This window comes from Flavobacterium arabinosi (assembly GCF_048158725.1).
Classification (GTDB): domain Bacteria; phylum Bacteroidota; class Bacteroidia; order Flavobacteriales; family Flavobacteriaceae; genus Flavobacterium; species Flavobacterium arabinosi.
The window spans coordinates 207,662-226,503 of sequence record NZ_JBLNKX010000006.1; the positions used below are offsets into that span (position 1 = coordinate 207,662).

An 18,842-nucleotide genomic window follows, 5' to 3' on the forward strand; every position below is an offset into this window, starting at 1 on the left:
AAATAATGATTCAAAAAAAAAATGAACTGGAAAACACCAAAAAAATCAACGATACAAAACATTGCTTTTATAGCATTTATAGCACTGCTTCTGTTTAGTCCTTTGGGCACTTTTGTAAAAATAGAAATAAACCGCTTAATTGCTTTTTCGCCCAAAACAATTGCTGTAACAGATCAAAAAATGCTTTCCACGTACCAATGGCAATTAGTCGATGCTAGCGGTAAAAATGTGACATTAGAAGCATACAAAGGAAAAATAATATTCATTAATTTTTGGGCCACATGGTGTCCGCCCTGTATTGCTGAAATGCCAAGTATGCAAAAATTATATGCTGACTATCAGGATAAAGTTGTCTTTTTGTTTGTGACAACTGATTCTTTTGAAAAAGCAAATGCATTTCTATTTAAAGAAAATTTAACGCTTCCTATCTATCAATCCGTTACAAATCCTCCTATGGAAATGGAATCAGCTACAATTCCAGCCACTTATCTTATTGACAAACAAGGGAATGTGATTGTAGTTAAAATTGGAACTGCAAATTGGAATAGTGATTCGTTCCGAGAAAAGTTAGATTATTACATTAGAAAATAAAATCAATGTAATTTTTTTAATTTTTTTTATTGTGTGACAAAAGTAACACAACTACTCATTTATAAATATAATCTTTGCAGTACTAAATCAACAAACATGGAAATTTTAGAATTCATCAAACAACCTTGGCCTTGGTATATTGCAGGCCCATTAGTTGGACTTACAGTTCCGGCGTTATTAATTATTGGAAATAAATCTTTTGGAATTAGCGCTTCATTACGTCACACTTGCGCCATGTGCTTACCGGCAAATATTACCTTTTTCAAATACGATTGGAAAAAAGAAATCTGGAATATGTTTTTCGTAGTCGGTATTTTATTGGGAGGTATTTTGGCATTTAATTTTTTGTCAAATCCAGATCCAATTATCATAAACGATACCCTAAGAACAGAATTAGCATCGTATGGAGTTACAAATATCAACGGAATGTTACCCGAACAACTCTTCTCATGGGAAAATTTAATTACACTCAAAGGATTTTTCATGATGGTTGTTGGTGGATTTTTAATTGGTTTCGGTTCTCGTTATGCGGGAGGTTGTACCAGTGGCCACTCAATTTCCGGTTTGTCTAATTTACAATTGCCTTCATTGATTGCAACCTGTTGTTTCTTTGTAGGCGGATTGATTATGGCAAATATAATTTTACCTTTAATACTTTCTATTTAATACTTTCTAACATGCAAAATAAAGATCAAAACACAGATTTCGAAACTCGTTCCTTAGACACCGTTTGTGTCAACGAGAGTCAATTAGAACACAAGTGGTATCATAATTTAAAATACTTAGTCATCGGTTTATTGTTTGGAATTGTTTTCATCAAAGCCGAAGTGATCAGCTGGTATCGCATTCAGGAAATGTTTCGTTTTCAATCCTTTCATATGTATGGTATCATAGGAAGTGCCGTTGTGGTAGGAATGTTATCTATTTTCCTGATAAAAAAATTCAATATTAAAACCATTTATGGAGAAAAAATTGAATTCCACGACAAAACTTTCAACAAAGGACAAATTTACGGCGGGCTTCTCTTCGGATTGGGTTGGGCCATAACAGGAGCTTGTCCTGGTCCATTATTTGCACAAATTGGAACTGGCGCTACCGTAATGATTGTTACTTTGTTATCTGCTGTAGCGGGAACCTGGGTATATGGCTATTTTAGAGATAAACTGCCTCATTAAAAAAGTATGAATTCAGAAAAACAAAACATAGTCCAATTAAAACTGCTTGTAAATAGATTAATCTATCTGTTTACGACTATTCTTTTCTTGGCAATAACAGTTTTCTTTTTTTGTTTTTCAATTCAACGGTTACTTCTTGGTTTCAAAATAGTGATATAAAACTCGATTCTCTTTATATCGATGCCTAGAAAAAAGCGATTTTGCAAAATGAAATGGAAAATTCTGGAAACCAGCGGAACTCCATCTGATTACAGAAATTTACTCCACTATCCAATTTAAAGTGATCAGCAGTTTCGGAGTAAACTGACTACCAAATTTTGAGGAAAATTAGATACTAAGACTATTAATTATTTCATGTTGTTAGAATGATACATTTGTTAAAAAAATACGGATTATGGCACCAAAATATCTGACATCAATAAAATTAGAAAAGTAATTAAATTCTATTGTAATGGTATGAAATAGCTACTTATAGCTCTCTAGAAATACGGCAAAGAAGCATGTTTCTTTATTTGAAGTCCATGAATCAAGCTTTGAAAAAATTAATAAAAAAGTAGTTTTTAATAAAATGGAGTTGGTCACTTTAAATTGGAATTGGGTGTTCAATATCCCTAGAATTTGCAAGAAACTTTTAGGAATAATCAGCATAGAAATCATTTTATAAAAAGCGGATCTATATTTACTGACTTATTAAATCACGCTTCAATCAATTCTTGATTCATATAAATAATAAATTTTGTGCCTACTCCCAGTTTACTTTCTACAATGATGTTACCTCCCGCTGCATTAATTATTTTTTTTGCAAGGTATAAGCCAATGCCACTGCCTTCAATATCTTGATGCAGTCTGCCATATATATCAAAAATTTTAGGGAGTCCTTTTTCAGAGATTCCAATGCCATTATCGGATACTGTTAAAACGCAGTAATTACCCTCCTGCAATGCATTGATTGTTATTATTGGATGTTGTTCGCTTCTAAACTTTATAGAGTTGCAGATAAGATTATATAATATACTTCGCAAATTTTTCTTAGAAAAAAGGATTTCTTTAATCTTAAATTGCCGTGTGATTTTTGCTCCTGATAGTGCGATTTTGTCTTTCAGACTCCATTCTATATTGTCTATGATTTCGTCGAGATCGACTTTTTCTGTTTCAACCATATCGTTTTCCACTTTGGCTATTATAGATATATCGGTTATCAGTTCCCGAAATGTCTTGATTGAACTGTTGATTATAAATAAAAATTCTGAGAAGTTGGAGTCTGATATTTTTATATCATTCAACATTTCAATACTCCCTTCGATATTACCCAGAGGGGCTAAGAGATCATGTGATGCAGCATGTATAAAATGGTCAAGGTCTGTGTTAATGCGTGTAAGACTCTGATTTTTTTTATTAAGTTCGTACTGCGTTTTTTTCAGTTCGGTGATATCATTAAAAGTAATAATAGCTCCATTATTCTTATTACTTGACTGAACGTAAGGCATTATCATCACTTGATACCATTTCCCATTATTCGTTTCAATTTCCTTATTGATTACAATCCCTTTCTCCAAGACCAACCTTGTATCTTCAATGATGGTATCAAATTTTATATTTGTTGATATGTGGTTGATTGGACGCCCAATATCAGTATCTAGCAAATTGATGTGCTTTACTGCACCAGGCGAAAACTTCATCAATTTCAAATCATTATCAATAAAAAGTTGTCCGTTTATATTGCTCCTGAAATAGTTATTAAGGTCATCATTGATTTCCAGCAGTTCTTTATTTTTTAAATGATAATCGGTATTTATAGTATGCAACTCTTCATTAACTGATTGCATCTCTTCATTAGTACTTTGCATTTCTTCGTTGGCAGAAATCAACTCCTCATTAAAAGACTGCATATTTTCATTGGATGCGTCTAATTTGTCATAAGAAGCCTGAAGCTTATTTTTAACTTCTTTTAATTCTGCTTCTAATGCTTGAGTATAACTTTCGTTATAGGTTATCTCATCAAATATAGGGTATTCCTGTTTTGTTGGGCGAGATGATTCATCATCATTAAAAATTACAATCAAGCCTTTTTGTTGATGACCGTCAATCAAAATTGGGTTTACGGACAGGTTTACTTCCATCACCGCATCATTATGCTTGACAAATATACCTTTTACACATGTGCGTTCTTCATTTTTTAAGGCTTCTTTACTCAGTGTATTATAGGCCACTGCCAATGCGCGCGGCAATAATTCAGGGAGATTTGTATTAAAATTTTTCGCCAGTAGATATTTTGAGGTATTTCCATACGATTTGATTACCGTGTTTTCCTGATCCACGCAAATAGCGAGATATCCTATCTGATTTGCAAGAGTTATGTTTATTGTTTCCGTTAAAGAATTATTCATGTTTTTAGAAATCTCGTTCTTGATTGTTGTAATTTGTCGTAAATTAATGAGTTCAGGCAATACAAACGTATCAATTTTAGGAGAGCGTTTATCTTTGAGGCTTTTATAAATACGCCACTTTTTATTGATTATTTGCAAATTGTCAATAATTATTAATGGATTCTCACTTGAGCCCAAAAATAGGAAGCCATTTGTTTTAAGTCCGAATAAAAGCATAGTATATACTTTTTTTTGAAGAACAGGTGTCATATATATCAACAAATTACGACAACTAATGAAATGCATGTTGGAATATGGTGGATTTTTTACCAGGTCATGTTGTGCAAATATCAGCATCTCGCGAATTTCAGCCTTAATTACATAATTGTTTCCGTCAAAATTAAAATGCTGTTTAAGTCGTTTCTGACTAATGCCTTTTATCCTATCAGAAGCATAAATCCCTTTACCCGCATAGAGTAATGCAGCCGAATCAATGTCGGTTGCGAAAATTTTGACAATAGTGTCCTTAAATTTCCCTGTTAAGAGTTCTTTTAGCAAAATGGCCATAGAATATGCTTCTTCACCTGTGGCACAACCAGCTATCCACAACTTAATTTCGTCATTAGGCGAGAGATTTTCCAGTATTCGTGGCAAAACTGTATTTTGTACGAATTCAAAAGCTTCAGGATCCCGAAAGAATGAAGTGACACTGATCAGAAAATCTTTAGACAGAACCTTGACTTCTTCGGGAGTATCCTTCAAAAAGAGCAAATAATCTTTGAGATTATAAATATTAACCGATGCAGCTCTTCTTTTAGTCCGTCGGAGTATGGTTGTCATTTTATAATCTGAAAAATCAAAAGGCAATTTTTGGTGTATATAGTCAATAATTGCACTGATGTTTTTCTCATCCGATTTATTGCTTTCAGATATTTCATCATTTTGTTTCACATATGACTCTATAGCAGTTGGCATAAATTGAGGCTCCAAAATAAAATCAATCATATCGGTAGCTATAGCATGGCTAGGCATACTGCTAAATTTGCTTGATTCCGGATTTCGTGCAATAGTCATTCCGCCAGCTTCTTTTATAGATTTGATGCCTTCACTGCCGTCCGAACCCAATCCTGAAAGTATAATACCAATCGCTTTTTTGCCACTGTCGGCCGCAAGAGAATTAAAGAATGTGTTTATTGTGAGATGCGGACCACGTATTTTGTCTTTATCCGTCAAATAGAGTCTATCGTCTTTTATAGTCATAAACTTATCATTTGGAATAAGATAGACTATGTTGGTACAAACAATCATTCCTTGCATAGCCTCCTTAACTAACAGACGGCTATGCTTTGACAATAATTCGACCATACGACTTTTAAAATCTGGTGATAAATGCTGTACAATGACATAAGCTACCCCATCAAGAGGTGTGTACTCGAAAAAAGTGTTTATTTCTTCCAAGCCTCCGGCTGAAGCACCGATAGCGATAATATAGCTGGGTTCTTTGTCATTCATAAAACATTGTATTACAGTGATTTAAATTTCTCTTTTTGAATCTTTTTTTCCCAATTCCAGGCACTTGCAATAGCATCTTCTAAAGTTAATTTTGTTTTCCATCCTAAAATGGCATTGGCCTTTTCAGTATTGGCATAAGCCGTGACTACATCTCCATTCCTTCGATTTACAATATTGTAGGGTAATTTTTGCTCACTAATTTTTTCGAAAGTTTGAATTACTTCTAATATAGAACTTCCCCTACCTGTCCCTAGATTAAATATTTCAACCTGTTCTAGATTCTTTCCATTTATCAATCGTTGAATGGCAATAACATGCGCTTTTGCTACATCGACAACATGAATATAATCGCGAACACAAGTACCATCAATCGTAGGATAATCATCTCCATAAACGGATAATTCCTTACGTAAGCCCATACCTGTTTGCATAATATAAGGCACTAGATTCTGAGGGATTCCAAGAGGTAATTCTCCTATTTCTAAGGAAGAATGTGAACCTATTGGATTAAAGTAACGTAACAAAACAGCATTTAAGCTACTTACTTTTGCAACGTCTTTGATAATTTCTTCTCCGATTTGTTTGGTATTCCCGTAAGGTGAAACCGCTGGTTGAATGGAAGCCATTTCAGTTATTGGCATGGACTCTGCCTGACCATAAACGGTACAAGAGGAACTAAAAATAAAATTAGCTACAAGTTTTTCTTGTAATTCTTGTAAAATATAAATTAAGGGAGCTAGATTGTTTTCGTAGTACAACAACGGTTTTTGGACGCTTTCTCCAACTGCTTTTGAAGCAGCAAAGTGAATGAATCCTGCCACATCATAGTGCTTTTTAAAGAATTGCTGCACTTTGTTTTTCTCTCTTAAATCAAAATTTTCGAATATTGGAATCTTTTTTGTGATCCGTATAATTCCGTCTAAAACTTCAACGGATGAATTAGAAAGATCATCAATAATGACAACTTCGAAACCTTCGTTCAGTAATTCGACAACAGTATGAGAACCAATATATCCTAAACCTCCTGACACTACTATTTTCATAATTCATTTTATTAATTACATTCAAATAAATATTATCAAGAGTATTCCCTAAACAATAGATTGATTTATATAAATAATCTATTGCTGACTTAATGTACGTTCTGGATTCTTTTCAATCCACGAGGATCCGTGGAAAAATACAGACAAGAAAACAAACCTACATGCTAGCATTAAAATTTGGCGTTTTAACTGACTTCAAATTTTTGAATTTTTGAATTTTATCATTCAATTTCAAAATTCTATCCAACTGTTTTTGTTGAATCGTGTATTTTGTATAATATTTATACAATTCTTTACCTATAAAAAAGGCAGTTATTGAAACTCCTGTGAGTAATCCAATAAAATAATTAGTAAAGTCCATAATTTCTATTTTTTAAAATTTAAAAAGCATTTTTATCCCCTTTCAAGGTTACTATAACTGTTAGAAAACATATTTTAACGTCAGTGATGAGACTCCAACGCTGTACATATTCGATGTCTGTAGTCACGCGGCGTTTCATGTCAGAAACTTTTTTAGTTTCTCCTCTAAGACCCGAAACCTGGGCCAGACCAGTAATTCCAGGTTTGACAAAATGACGCACCATAAAATTATTAATATGTCCATTGTAATCTGTTGTGTGCTTAATCATGTGAGGGCGCGGTCCTACAACGCTCATATTCCCTATCAAAACATTGAAAAATTGAGGCATCTCGTCCAAACTAGTGCGACGGATGAATTTACCAATTGGAGTGATTCGGGCATCTTCTTTTTTAGCTTGTTGGCTTTCATCACCCACATTGATGAACATGCTTCGGAATTTATAACAGTAAAAGGGTTCATTTTTTTTACCGGTTCGCATTTGTTTGAATAATACAGGACCCTTGCTTTGTTTTTTAATAAGAAATGCCAATAAAGGATACAGCCATGACAAGACTAAACAAATGACCAGTATACTAAAAACAATATCGAACGCTCTTTTGGTTAACCGATTGTAAGCATTTTGTAGTGGTTCATTACGGGGTAATATAACATGGAAATTATTAAAATTGTTTACACTAAAATGATGTTTTGAAATGGATGAAAAATCAGGAACGAATTTTAAACGCATACAAAGCTTATCTCCAAGTTCAAAGAAATAATTCAAATCTGAAATAAAATCAGGCTTTGCCACAATGTATAACTCACTGATATTCTCTTCAGATGCGTTATTAATAGCATTAGAAAGTGCAGTGGTAAAATCATCTTGCGTCTCATGATTCAATGACGAACTTTCGTTGAGAATACCCACAAAGTGGATAAAATAGGAATTGGTTTCCAAATGAGACGCTAATTCAATACTCGTTTTATTAAACCCCCATATTGCAACTGTATAACGTTTAGCAACCCATCTTTTAATTTTTACTATTACTAGGGTAAACAGAATTCTGGATAACAAAAAATAGAAAAGCAAAAAGCTCAATTGCAATAAATTGGCATTACCTCCGAAGAAGTATAGTTTATAATCATAAAAAAAATAAATGTAACTATACCAAAGGATTCTTTGTATCAAAAACGCACGCCAACTATTGCGGAAAAAATCTTCTAAACTAAAATAAAGGGCATCCATTCGATACAATCGGAAATAGGAAACTGAAAATAACCAGCTCAATATCGTAATTGGAATCATTTTATTAACAAACAAAGCATTCCAAGTAACATCCGCTTCAGTGGCAAACTTCAAAAATATCATAGTACCCAATACCATAGCAGCCATGTCTGCAACAGCACAGCTAATTATGAAGGAGAATTTATGTCTATTTCGCATTTCTTAATCTTTTAAAGTTCATTACTATACTAACCAAATAATATCCTAGTCCTCCTATGAAACTTCCTAGTATTCCAAAAAAAACATCCATTAAATCTGGATTTCTTTTTTGAATTAAAAATTGTCCTCCTTCGGCTATGCAAACGATAATTGTTGCAATACCTATGTTTTGCATGAAATTTGAATTTTTATTATGATTTATTGGATTTGAACGAATGTGTTCCGTATAGGCTTCTAATAGGAAACCTACAACTACAAAAGGAATAGCAGTACGTAAATTATAATAATCATTACTCCAGTTCAAAAGCCATTTAGGTAAATAGGTTTCACTCTCCAAACTAGGATCTGACAACCAGGAAAAATAAAAAACGGTAGCAATTACAAAAAATAATAGGAATAGAACTATTTTTTTAGACATTTTGTACTATTTAATTTTAGTAAATAAGTGCTTTTATTGCTTAAGATAAATTTGTAGAAGGAAAAATTATTAGCTTAAACTTTTTTTAAACCAAGGCTTCTTTATCTCTTTTTCTTGATACTGATAACTGTAGTTTGCGCCATAATTATATTCATTTTTCATAATTACTCCGTTAATAACAATACCAACATTTTTTAATTGCTCTTTTTTAATAAAATTGTTTAGCTGAAATAAAGCACTCTTATCCGTATAATCGTATCTCATAACAAACACCGTCACATCAGCCAAATAACTAAAATTTAGTGTGTCAGACACCATTTGAACAGGAGCAGAATCTATAATTATAAAATCATAAAGATCTTTAGCCTCCTCAATCAATAATTCAAAATTGGTATTGGTTAATAATTGAGTCGGATTAGGAGGGATTTCTCCCGAGAAGAGCGTATCTAGATTTTCAGAAAAATTAGTATTTTTCACCAAGAATTCTTTCCAGTCATCACTTTTATTGGACAGGAAATTAGAGAGGCCAAAATTGCTTTTTTCAATATTAAAATAATCATGCAATTGGGGATTTCTTAAATCAGCACCAATAAGTAATACTTTTTTATTAAGATTACTAATGGTTACAGCGCTATGAAAGGCACAAAAAGATTTTCCTTCTCCCTGAATAGAAGAGCAAAACAATAATACATTTCCTTTCTGTTCCTTTTTTTTGGGTAGTAAATAAGATATATTAGAAAATAAAGTACGTGTTGCCTCTGCTATCATAGAACGTGAAGTAGCCGTATTATCTAACTTTTCAGAATCATCTACTTTAGGAATAATTCCTAGAAAAGGAATATGAGAAAATAGTTTTTGGATATCTTCCTCGTTGTGTATTTTGGTATCCAACTGTAAATTAAGATATTTGATTCCTAGAGGAAGAAGTAAACCAAACATAAAAGCACCTATCATAAAGGATTTGGGCTGCGGGAAAATAGCCGAATAATTGGTTTGAGATGGATTTATGGTTTTTAAATTAGATTCTAAAACGGCACCATTCAAGATAGCTTCTTCTCTTTTTTGTAATAAAGCCAAATAAGTTACCTCTTTCAAGTCAATATTGTTATTAATATTACCTAATACCCTATCTTTTGTAGGAATGCTTTTAGCTTCTGAATTGGCAACATTTTGTTCCGATCTGTTTGCAGCATTGTTTTGGTTTAGAAAGTTTAAATATCCATCCAAAGTATTCAAAATAGCTTGTTTTTGCATCTTTAATTGCACTACTAAATTAAGATAGGTTGGATTATTCTTTTGCGCTCGTTGCAAGATAAGCTCACTTTCCAGTATGCTAGCGTTATAATTTAAAAGCAATTGATTGACAGTAGGTGCTTCTAAGTTGTAACCCGTACCCAAAGCAGAAGTACTACTTGTCCTTCTTATATCATTAATTGCAAATTTTGTTAATGAAATTTGTCTTTCATTGAGCATGGAACTCTCTTTTTTAAGATTCTTAACATTAGTTTTATCTACAATATATTTATCCAAAACCAATATGTCATTATTTTGCAAATAATTCTCTTTCACGCTTTCAATAGAGTCTTTTTCTTTTGAAAAAACTGCTATCCGTTGGTTTAAGTATAAAACTGTATTGTTAAACAACTTTTGTTTGTTGTAAACAATATTTTTATCCAACAATACAATAAGTTCGTCTAAAATTTTTCGGGAACGTTCCGGATTTGTTCCTTCATGAGTCAAAAGTAAGTTTGTGTTTTGACTTTCAGATGTATTAACACTAAGTCCAGATTTTAAATTTTTTATTGCTGATGCAGTAGGTTCAATATTGACAACATACTCTTTACTTAGATAATAAGAAAGATTCTGCTTAGCCTTAGAAGTCAATTGAATCGTAAAAGGCAAACCTTCAAAGGCTTGACTAGTACTATGACCGCGAATTAAATAACTCTTTTCAGCAACAGGATTACTTATAAGGAATCCTTCTTTTACTATTTTAACATCATATCCTATTTCAGGTAACAAATCATTTGATACAGTTGTATTAATAACAAAAGGAACGTCATTTATACTTTTATTTTGGATATATCCCTTTTCAAAATAGTTAATATTCAGTTGCAAACTGTTAACCACTTTTGATAAGAAATCATTAGAAGTGACAAGTATTATTTCGTCATTCAAGTCAACCTCTTTTTTCTCAACACTCTCCTTGCTAAAAGTGTTTATTTTTGCATTTTCCTCCTGCTTTTTATCAATATTGATTAGTGCTGATGTTTGATAAGTAGGTGATGCTGTTTTGATATAATAAAAGGCAGCACCCACACACAAAATTAAACTAACCATTATCCATGGCCAAAACTGGAAATACTTGAAAAATTCTTTTTTAAAATCCATATAATTTTTATTTAATTTGTAATTAGTAAAACAACTGCTAAAAGAGAGGCTACTAAACCCATCACTTGTATTGGATCTTTGATTAAACCTCCACTATTTGCTTTTAGCTTGTTAGGTTTTACCATAATAACATCATTTTGTCTAATTCGATAATCTGGATCAGACATCCATGAAGCTGTCGTTAAATCAACATGATAAACCAAACGTTTACCGTCAATCTCTCTAATTAACATAACATCTTTTCGAATCCCTGAATAAGTAAGATCCCCTGCCAATCCTATTGCATCGAGTATACTAATGGATTCTTCGGTAAAAGGTATTACACCTGGAGATTTCACCTCTCCCAAAATGGTAAATTTATTATTGAGGACTCGAACCAATACTGTAGGACTTACTAAATATCCCTCTTTTATTAGACGATCTTTTATTTTAGTCTCCACTTTAGAAGGTGTTAAACCACCAACATTAATTTCATTTAAAATAGGCATGGTAATATTCCCTGAAGGATTAACTAAGTAACCTGTTAACTTCATCATTTCTACAGATGATTGTGCACTAGATCCTACATTAATGTTAAATGGTGCAGCCACTACAGGATTGAGATCACTCACATCAATTTTTAAGATATCATTAGGTTGTATTTTAGCGGTTGCATAAGTCAGAGTCGAATTAGAATACTGATCTAAATCTTGTAAATACAACATCTGTTTCTTTGTGGTGCAAGACTGCAGAAATAAAAGCAATAGAATTATCGGAAGGAGGATTTTTTTCATGGTAATTATTGTTTATGTGAGTAATTTAAATTAATGTTAATTTTATCGAAATGATTAATGAACTAAGTACTGCCTTAATGCAATAGATTTTTTAAGAAAGACAACCAGAAATGCTGTTAAGCCGTGGTATTTGTATATTTTGTAATCTTCATGTAAAACTTCGAAAGCGCGTTTTGCATTGGTGCTCATGCCGCCCATTCGCATTTTAACGATATAAGCATTGATATAGTCCATCTTAATTTTGTATTTATACAAATAGCGCAGTAAAAATTCGGTATCGGAGGCTATTTTAAAATCAAGGTTATATAAACCATATTTATCGATTATAGTTTTCTTCAAATAGACGGTAGGATGCAAAGGCAGCCAACCCGACTTGACTTTTTGTAGGCTGAAAGCGCCTCCTATTCGATTCCGAATCAAGCGCTCTTCAGTATCATTCGATACATAAACACCATCGCCATAAACGCCTTCTGTACTTGGGTCATAATTAAAACGAGCTACAATTTTAGTAATGGCATTTTTATCATAAAACTCATCATCAGAATGCATCAAACCAATAACATCACCTGTTGCCAATTTGAGTCCTTTGTTTATGGCATCATACATACCTTCATCAGGTTCTGAGATATATAAGCTTATTTTATCCCGATAAGACTCAATAATTTCTTTTGTCCCATCTGTAGAATTGCCATCAATAATAATGTATTCTATATTGTGATAATTTTGTTCCAACACACTTTTGATGGCTTTTTCAATAGTAGCTTTTCGATTGTAACATACCGTTATTACAGTAATTCGCATAAAAATTATTTTTAGGATTAAAATACTGTCTTGAACTTTTTAGAGCATAAAAGGCTGCTTCCTCAATAAGAAATTGAGAAAAAAACAGTAGAAATAAATCGTGATATTTTGTAAAAAAGTAGTTTTTTATTGATTTAACAATAGCTTGTCAAAATAGCTGATAGTAGTAATCAAGCCTTCACGCAATTGTATTTTTGGTTCCCAGCCCTCTAGTTTTTCATTAGCCAGAGAAATATCGGGTTGTCTTTGTTTGGGATCATCTTGTGGCAAATCCATATGGATGATTTTTGATTTGGAACCCGTCAATTCAATAATTGCCTGAGCCAATTCGAGCATCGTAAATTCATTTGGATTTCCTAAATTTACCGGTCCCAAAAAGTCTGGATCTGACCCCATCATCCGAATCATGCCTTCTACCAAATCATCTACATATTGAAACGAACGCGTTTGTAAACCATCCCCAAAAATAGTAATATCTTTTCCCTGTAAAGCTTGTACAATAAAATTAGAAACTACTCTCCCATCTACGGGATTCATATTGGGTCCATAGGTATTAAAAATTCGAATGATTTTAATGGCTACCTTATTTTGATTGTGATAATCCATAAATAAAGTCTCGGCACAGCGCTTGCCTTCATCATAGCAGGAACGAATACCTATTGGGTTCACATGCCCCCAATAGCTTTCGGTTTGGGGATGTACTAGAGGATCTCCATACACTTCACTCGTACTGGCTTGCAACACTTTGGCCTTGACGCGTTTTGCTAATCCCAACACGTTAATAGCTCCCATCACAGATGTTTTAATCGTTTTAATTGGATTATATTGGTAATGCACTGGAGATGCTGGACAAGCCAGATTGTAAATCTCATCAACCTCAGCATAATAAGGCTCTGTAATGTCGTGTCTCACCATTTCAAAATAAGGATGATCTAGTAGATCAATAATATTGGATTTGGCTCCTGTAAAGTAATTGTCTAAACAAATCACTTCATTACCTTCATTCAATAATCTTTTGCATAAATGGGAACCAACAAATCCAGCTCCTCCAGTTATTAATATCTTTTTCATTTTAATCTATTTAAGGTTTTTATATTTTGGGATAAAAGAAAAATTCTTCTCCCGAAATCAAACTGTAACTTTTAATAAGTCCCGATTTAAACAGGAAATAATTCTAATTTATTTATTGAAATCTCCTGAAAATTTTATTTTATTTTGTTTTTTAAAATGAATGATCTAGCATATGATTTCCTTATATGCCATACTCTTAAAAAATCATTATAATTGTAGTTATAATATGCTTTTTCCCAATCTGCATCCAAGTAACTTTTCCAAACTGAAAATCCCCTGTGAAAATATCTTCCAAATAAATCCCAAGGTTTTGGAGAGCCTACAAAATGTAAAATAGCTTTTTTACTCAGTGGTCTATTAATATGAGCATACCAAGCGAGATTGAATTCATCAGGTAAATAAGCAAAATTTCCAGCGAACAAGCCATTAAGTATCGTTTGGTCAGCAGATTTTAATTTATTTGGATAACTTCTTCCGAAAGTTAAACACTGATTTTTAATATCATTTTCGCGCCAAACTTTTAAATTCATCAAAAGTATTCCTGAATTAAATGAGGCCAATTCTGGATTTATTCCAATCTCATCGCAAAAAAACAGATTTTCTAATGAATATCGAATAGGCCCTCCATTTACGGCAGCAATTGCTTTGCCCTGAAAATCAAATCCCTCTAGTGATAAGACATCTAATTCAACAACAAGATCAGCGTCTAAATACAATACCGTATCTTCCAGAATATAATCCTGTAATAATAATCTACCATAAGGTGTCCAATCTCCTTGTAAAGATTTAAAATTCCCAAAATGTTTTTTAGCATTAAAATCAATTAATTCTACATTGGTTAAACCGTATTTAAATAATAACTTATAAATATTTTCTTTATCATTTTGATTTAGATCAGCACATAAAATATAAATATTTATTTTTTTTGGATTAGAGCAGTTTTCTAATAGAGAATTTAAGGTCACTCCAAGACCTATCATTGCTAACTTATTAATGTTAAATGCTATATTCATGTTTTTTTTTATTAATTTAATTACCCACTAAATTATTTTTATGTTCAGTTCCAAATATTTAGTATTAAATCTCTAAATGCAATTGTATATTCCTAATTTGGTTTTTTGTTTGCTATAAATATTGGCACAATTCATAGCCACTTTTAAATTCAACCACAGTGTTTTTAACACCTAAAACAGCATAACCAACTGATTAACATCATTTCACTTTCAATGATTCAACCTTGGTCTGTATTTGAAAAAAGTAATGTGCTTTAAAACGAGCTAAATAAAAACCTTCCTTACCATCTAAAAAACCGAATTTTAAAAAGTAGGTTCCTATAAAATAGACCGCAGGAAGTAATCCTGTATTGAGGAGACTGTATTTTATTTTTTGATTTAAGGATAAATCACTGTTTTTAGATTGCTGAAGTTGCAGATATCTTTGGGCTTCCCAAGTCGAATAAGCATTGTGTTTGGCAATATAATGATCCAAGTTTTTAAAATCTTTATGAACAACCTTTGCATTAATCACTCCCACTTTGCCTTCTATAATAGGATGTTCGTGTACTTCCATATCCAAATGGCTCCACAAATCTTCTTCAATTTTTTCATAGGCTCCTTTGGATTTCTTAAAAAGAGCTGACTTTTGAAACCCATAGCCATACCTCAGTTTCTTTCCCATAAAATAATTTTCAAACTGTATAGTGTAGCCATTATAAAGAGGATCTTGGATTTTAATTGCCACTTCATTGACAAATTCATCTGTAACAAATTCATCGGCATCAAGAAACAAAATCCATTCGTAGAGAAGGTTGGCATTTTGCAGCGCCCAATTGCGTTTTTTAGGAAATTTACCATCCCATTGAAATTGTACTACTTCGGCTCCCATAGCAGTTGCAATGTTCATTGTATCATCAGTACTACCTGAATCCACCACAACTATTTGAGCAAATTGCATTAATTTTTCCAAACAAGATGGTAAATTTAATTCTTCGTTTTTGACTGAAACGATCACGGTAATAGGAATTTTATTCAAAACTTCTCGATTTTATAATTTTGGCAGGATTCCCTCCTACTATGGCATTTTCCTCCACATCTTTGATAACTACAGCACGCGCAGCAATTACAGCATTATTTCCTATGATTACTCCAGGTCCTACAAAGACATCTGCCGCGACCCAAACCCCATTTCTTATTACAATTGGCTTTAATATTAAAGGGAAACCTTTTTTAGTATAGTCATGAGAAGAAGCGCATAGATATGTTTTTTGTGAAACTATCGTATTGGTACCAATGCTTATTTTTCCTTGATTATAGCAATCTACATTAGGTCCAAAAGTAGAATTAGTACCCATTTCTAAATTCCAAGGAGCCCATATTTTTACGGAGGCATAGATATGCGAGGACCATTCTATTTTTGCACCAAAACATTTAAGTACTAAAACTCTCCATTTTTTAAATAATCTGGAGGCAAATGGGCGAAATAAAATTAAACGAACAACATTCCAAACCAATCTCGAAATTTTGTTTTTTAAACTAAAGGAGTGACTATATGTAGATAAATCCAATATGTTTTTTTTTTAATTAAGTACTTTTTGATATAAATCAATTATTTTATTTGTTACCGCTTTTATCTCGTATTTTTCTGAAACAAGACTACGTCCATGATTTCCCATTGTTTTCAAAACTTCTGGAGAGGTATGTGTTACTTTTACTATGGTTTTTTCTAAATTTGAAACCGATAAATTAATCCACCAACCACATTGGTGTATTTCTAAATCTTCCCAAGGTGTGCCTTGAGTTGTTATTACCGGAACCCCTACTGCCAGAGCCTCGGCCACTACAATGCCAAAATTCTCGCTATGAGTGGGCAGCACCATAACATCTGCAGATCGTAAAAAATTCCATTTGGCTTCACCGTATTTTGCACCTACAAAATGAACATTTTGTAAATCCTGGGCACTTTGATTTAAGTGTACGATATAATTTTCATCACCATTACCCGCAATTTCCAGTATCCAACCATTTGTATTACTATTGCGCCAAGCTTCTAATAATAATTCTATACCTTTCTTAGGATGAATTCTAGATAAAAACACCATTTTTCTGGTTCCATAATCTTTTTTAATCTCTTTTACATCAGTTAAATCAATACCGTTGGGAATAATACAAATAGGTTTTGTAAAACCTAAAGCTTGGATATTTTTGGCTTCCATTTGTGCTGTTGCATGTAGGTATACAGACCGTTGTATGGCTTTTTTTTGGTATAAAAACAAGGCGATTTTTTTTTTCAATGGATTATGTGCCATGATCCAAGGTTCCAGCATACCATGAGGAGAAACAATCACTTTAATTCCTAGTTTTTGAGCCGCTTTTTGAAAGCCCCAGTTTTGGGGACTCCAAATCCCATTAATATGAACAAGGTTAGGTTTTTCTTTTTCTAAAAAAACAGAAAATTCTTTTATCATGGAAAACCATCGTAAAACACTTGTTTTAAAAAATTTGATATTTACCCCGTAAATAACTATCGGATGTGCTGAAATTCCAGTAACAACAATAAGTTCCACATGATTTTTTAACGTAGAACTTAATAATCGCATGTACTCTGTAGTTCCTCCTTCTGTTTTATCAATTCCGGCAATAAAGTGAATTACTTTCATATATCTAAAATTTATTTGTCAGTGTTCATATATGGTATCGCCTTTTTATTTATTGGTGTTTGCATGCGCAAACTTGTTGTTAATGGCAATTTCATACAATTAGGTTGATTTCTTTATACATGGCTTCAATGGCATTTAAGGAATACTCCGAAGTAAATTTTTGAGATTGGTTTAAAGATCTTTCAATCGCCTCGTTTCGTTGAAATGTGTTTAATGATAATACCTTTTCTAACATATTCGCTCCATCCTCTTTCCATTGCTGCCAATGTGCAGTATTTGTTGGTTTTTTGTCAATATAATAAGCTGCCATTCCGCCTACTTCGTTCATGGGAGCTTTATTCGTAGTTATGACAGGGCATCCTGAAGCCATTGCTTCAATAATGGGCCAGCCAAAACCTTCGTCTAAGGATGGAAACAACAAACAACTCGCTCCCGAATAAGCACTATTGATATAGTCATCGGATAAGTCCGTAATAAAATGAATGTCTTCTTTGAAAAGTGATTTCTGACTAAAGGTTATCAATTCATCCGAGGGTTTTTCACCTATCAAGACTAAAGGTGTTTTTCCATTATAATTGCTACGCCAAGTGTCATAAATTTCTATTACTCCTATTCTGTTTTTATAGTACTGATTCCCTCCGATGTGCATGATATACCCATTAGACAATCTAATTTTTAACTTAGCTTCCAATAAATCCCGAGAGGCTACTGGCGATAAAGAATGGAAAGGACGATTCAAACCGTTGTAACAAACTACAGAACTTACAATCTTACCTAGATGCAATTCATGCAAATCTTGTTGTGTTTTTTTAGAAATGGAAATAAAATACTTCCCTTTTGAAAAACCGTTCCTGATATAATTTTGATATTGCCTACCTGTAAACGATGTTGGATTTTCCGGGATTGTTCCCAAGGCAGATTTCAAAGCCAAAAAATCATGACAATGTACAATATGGTTTCTATTCTTCACTAAAGGCACCCAGGGACCCAAGGCTTGATCGACAAATACAAAAAGAGTATCATTGGAACAATTGTGCAGTTTTAATTTTACCTCTATTGGAAATACAAAATATTGATCGATATAACCAAGCCATTTTTTCAAGGATTTCATCAAAGGCAGTTTGTAAAATCGAGCTTTAGGCGTCCAAACTACTACCTCGTGTCCTCTTTCTTGCATTCCGTTCAACAACATATTCGCATAACGTGGCATACTTTGGGAACCTAAAAAATCAGGATGGGTAAATAGAACTATATGCATTGCT

General features: G+C 32.8%; 17 protein-coding genes. 3 read left to right on the top strand and 14 right to left on the bottom strand.

Annotated features, from left to right (window positions below; genetic code table 11):
• The first annotated feature begins 21 nt into the window (after nt 1-21).
• The 3 genes from ACM55K_RS13565 to ACM55K_RS13575 all read left to right on the top strand — a co-directional run bounded on the left by ACM55K_RS13565 (nt 22) and on the right by ACM55K_RS13575 (nt 1,766).
• Nucleotides 22-591, top strand: coding sequence for a TlpA family protein disulfide reductase (locus tag ACM55K_RS13565; RefSeq protein ID WP_416850812.1), 570 nt, complete (start codon nt 22-24; stop codon nt 589-591).
• 102 nt (nt 592-693) lie between these two features.
• Nucleotides 694-1,257, top strand: a complete 564-nt coding sequence (locus ACM55K_RS13570) for a YeeE/YedE family protein (RefSeq protein ID WP_416850892.1) — start codon at nt 694-696, stop codon at nt 1,255-1,257.
• Nucleotides 1,258-1,268: 11 nt separating this feature from the next.
• Nucleotides 1,269-1,766: a DUF6691 family protein gene (locus tag ACM55K_RS13575; protein ID WP_416850813.1), complete on the top strand. Its 498-nt coding sequence runs from the start codon at nt 1,269-1,271 to the stop codon at nt 1,764-1,766.
• Between the two features lie 695 nt (nt 1,767-2,461).
• On the opposite strand, the gene ACM55K_RS13580 is transcribed toward ACM55K_RS13575, so the two are convergent.
• The 14 genes from ACM55K_RS13580 to ACM55K_RS13645 all read right to left on the bottom strand — a co-directional run bounded on the left by ACM55K_RS13580 (nt 2,462) and on the right by ACM55K_RS13645 (nt 18,838).
• Nucleotides 2,462-5,644 carry a chemotaxis protein CheB gene (locus tag ACM55K_RS13580; protein WP_416850814.1) on the bottom strand — a complete coding sequence of 1,061 codons (3,183 nt, stop codon included), beginning with the start codon at nt 5,642-5,644 and terminating at the stop codon, nt 2,462-2,464.
• Nucleotides 5,645-5,655: 11 nt separating this feature from the next.
• Nucleotides 5,656-6,687, bottom strand: a complete 1,032-nt coding sequence (gene galE, locus ACM55K_RS13585) for a UDP-glucose 4-epimerase GalE (protein ID WP_416850815.1) — start codon at nt 6,685-6,687, stop codon at nt 5,656-5,658.
• A gap of 157 nt (nt 6,688-6,844) precedes the next feature.
• Nucleotides 6,845-7,048 (bottom strand): hypothetical protein, encoded by a 204-nt coding sequence (locus ACM55K_RS13590; RefSeq protein WP_416850816.1) that lies wholly within the window; start codon nt 7,046-7,048, stop codon nt 6,845-6,847.
• Between the two features lie 19 nt (nt 7,049-7,067).
• Complete coding sequence (locus tag ACM55K_RS13595; protein WP_416850817.1) at nt 7,068-8,471, bottom strand: exopolysaccharide biosynthesis polyprenyl glycosylphosphotransferase; 1,404 nt, start codon at nt 8,469-8,471, stop codon at nt 7,068-7,070.
• Nucleotides 8,461-8,889, bottom strand: coding sequence for a hypothetical protein (locus ACM55K_RS13600; protein ID WP_416850818.1), 429 nt, complete (start codon nt 8,887-8,889; stop codon nt 8,461-8,463). The genes ACM55K_RS13595 and ACM55K_RS13600 overlap by 11 nt, the downstream gene beginning before the upstream one ends.
• A gap of 69 nt (nt 8,890-8,958) precedes the next feature.
• Nucleotides 8,959-11,280: an exopolysaccharide transport family protein gene (locus ACM55K_RS13605; RefSeq protein ID WP_416850819.1), complete on the bottom strand. Its 2,322-nt coding sequence runs from the start codon at nt 11,278-11,280 to the stop codon at nt 8,959-8,961.
• An 11-nt stretch (nt 11,281-11,291) separates the two neighbouring features.
• Nucleotides 11,292-12,053 carry a polysaccharide biosynthesis/export family protein gene (locus tag ACM55K_RS13610; RefSeq protein ID WP_416850820.1) on the bottom strand — a complete coding sequence of 254 codons (762 nt, stop codon included), beginning with the start codon at nt 12,051-12,053 and terminating at the stop codon, nt 11,292-11,294.
• A 54-nt stretch (nt 12,054-12,107) separates the two neighbouring features.
• The gene (locus tag ACM55K_RS13615; protein WP_416850821.1) at nt 12,108-12,854 is read right to left on the bottom strand and encodes a glycosyltransferase family 2 protein; all 747 of its coding nucleotides are present in this window, start codon (nt 12,852-12,854) and stop codon (nt 12,108-12,110) included.
• Between the two features lie 126 nt (nt 12,855-12,980).
• Nucleotides 12,981-13,925, bottom strand: coding sequence for a UDP-glucuronic acid decarboxylase family protein (locus ACM55K_RS13620; RefSeq protein ID WP_416850822.1), 945 nt, complete (start codon nt 13,923-13,925; stop codon nt 12,981-12,983).
• A 134-nt stretch (nt 13,926-14,059) separates the two neighbouring features.
• A complete protein-coding gene (locus ACM55K_RS13625; protein WP_416850823.1) occupies nt 14,060-14,938 on the bottom strand; it encodes a glycosyltransferase family 8 protein in 879 nt (292 codons plus the stop codon).
• A 199-nt stretch (nt 14,939-15,137) separates the two neighbouring features.
• Nucleotides 15,138-15,956: a glycosyltransferase family 2 protein gene (locus ACM55K_RS13630; protein ID WP_416850824.1), complete on the bottom strand. Its 819-nt coding sequence runs from the start codon at nt 15,954-15,956 to the stop codon at nt 15,138-15,140.
• Complete coding sequence (locus ACM55K_RS13635) at nt 15,949-16,488, bottom strand: LbetaH domain-containing protein (protein WP_416850825.1); 540 nt, start codon at nt 16,486-16,488, stop codon at nt 15,949-15,951. The genes ACM55K_RS13630 and ACM55K_RS13635 overlap by 8 nt, the downstream gene beginning before the upstream one ends.
• A gap of 12 nt (nt 16,489-16,500) precedes the next feature.
• Nucleotides 16,501-17,580 carry a glycosyltransferase gene (locus ACM55K_RS13640; RefSeq protein ID WP_416850826.1) on the bottom strand — a complete coding sequence of 360 codons (1,080 nt, stop codon included), beginning with the start codon at nt 17,578-17,580 and terminating at the stop codon, nt 16,501-16,503.
• 91 nt (nt 17,581-17,671) lie between these two features.
• Entirely contained in the window at nt 17,672-18,838 is a 1,167-nt protein-coding gene (locus tag ACM55K_RS13645; protein ID WP_416850827.1) for a glycosyltransferase, read from the bottom strand.
• Nucleotides 18,839-18,842 lie beyond the last annotated feature (4 nt).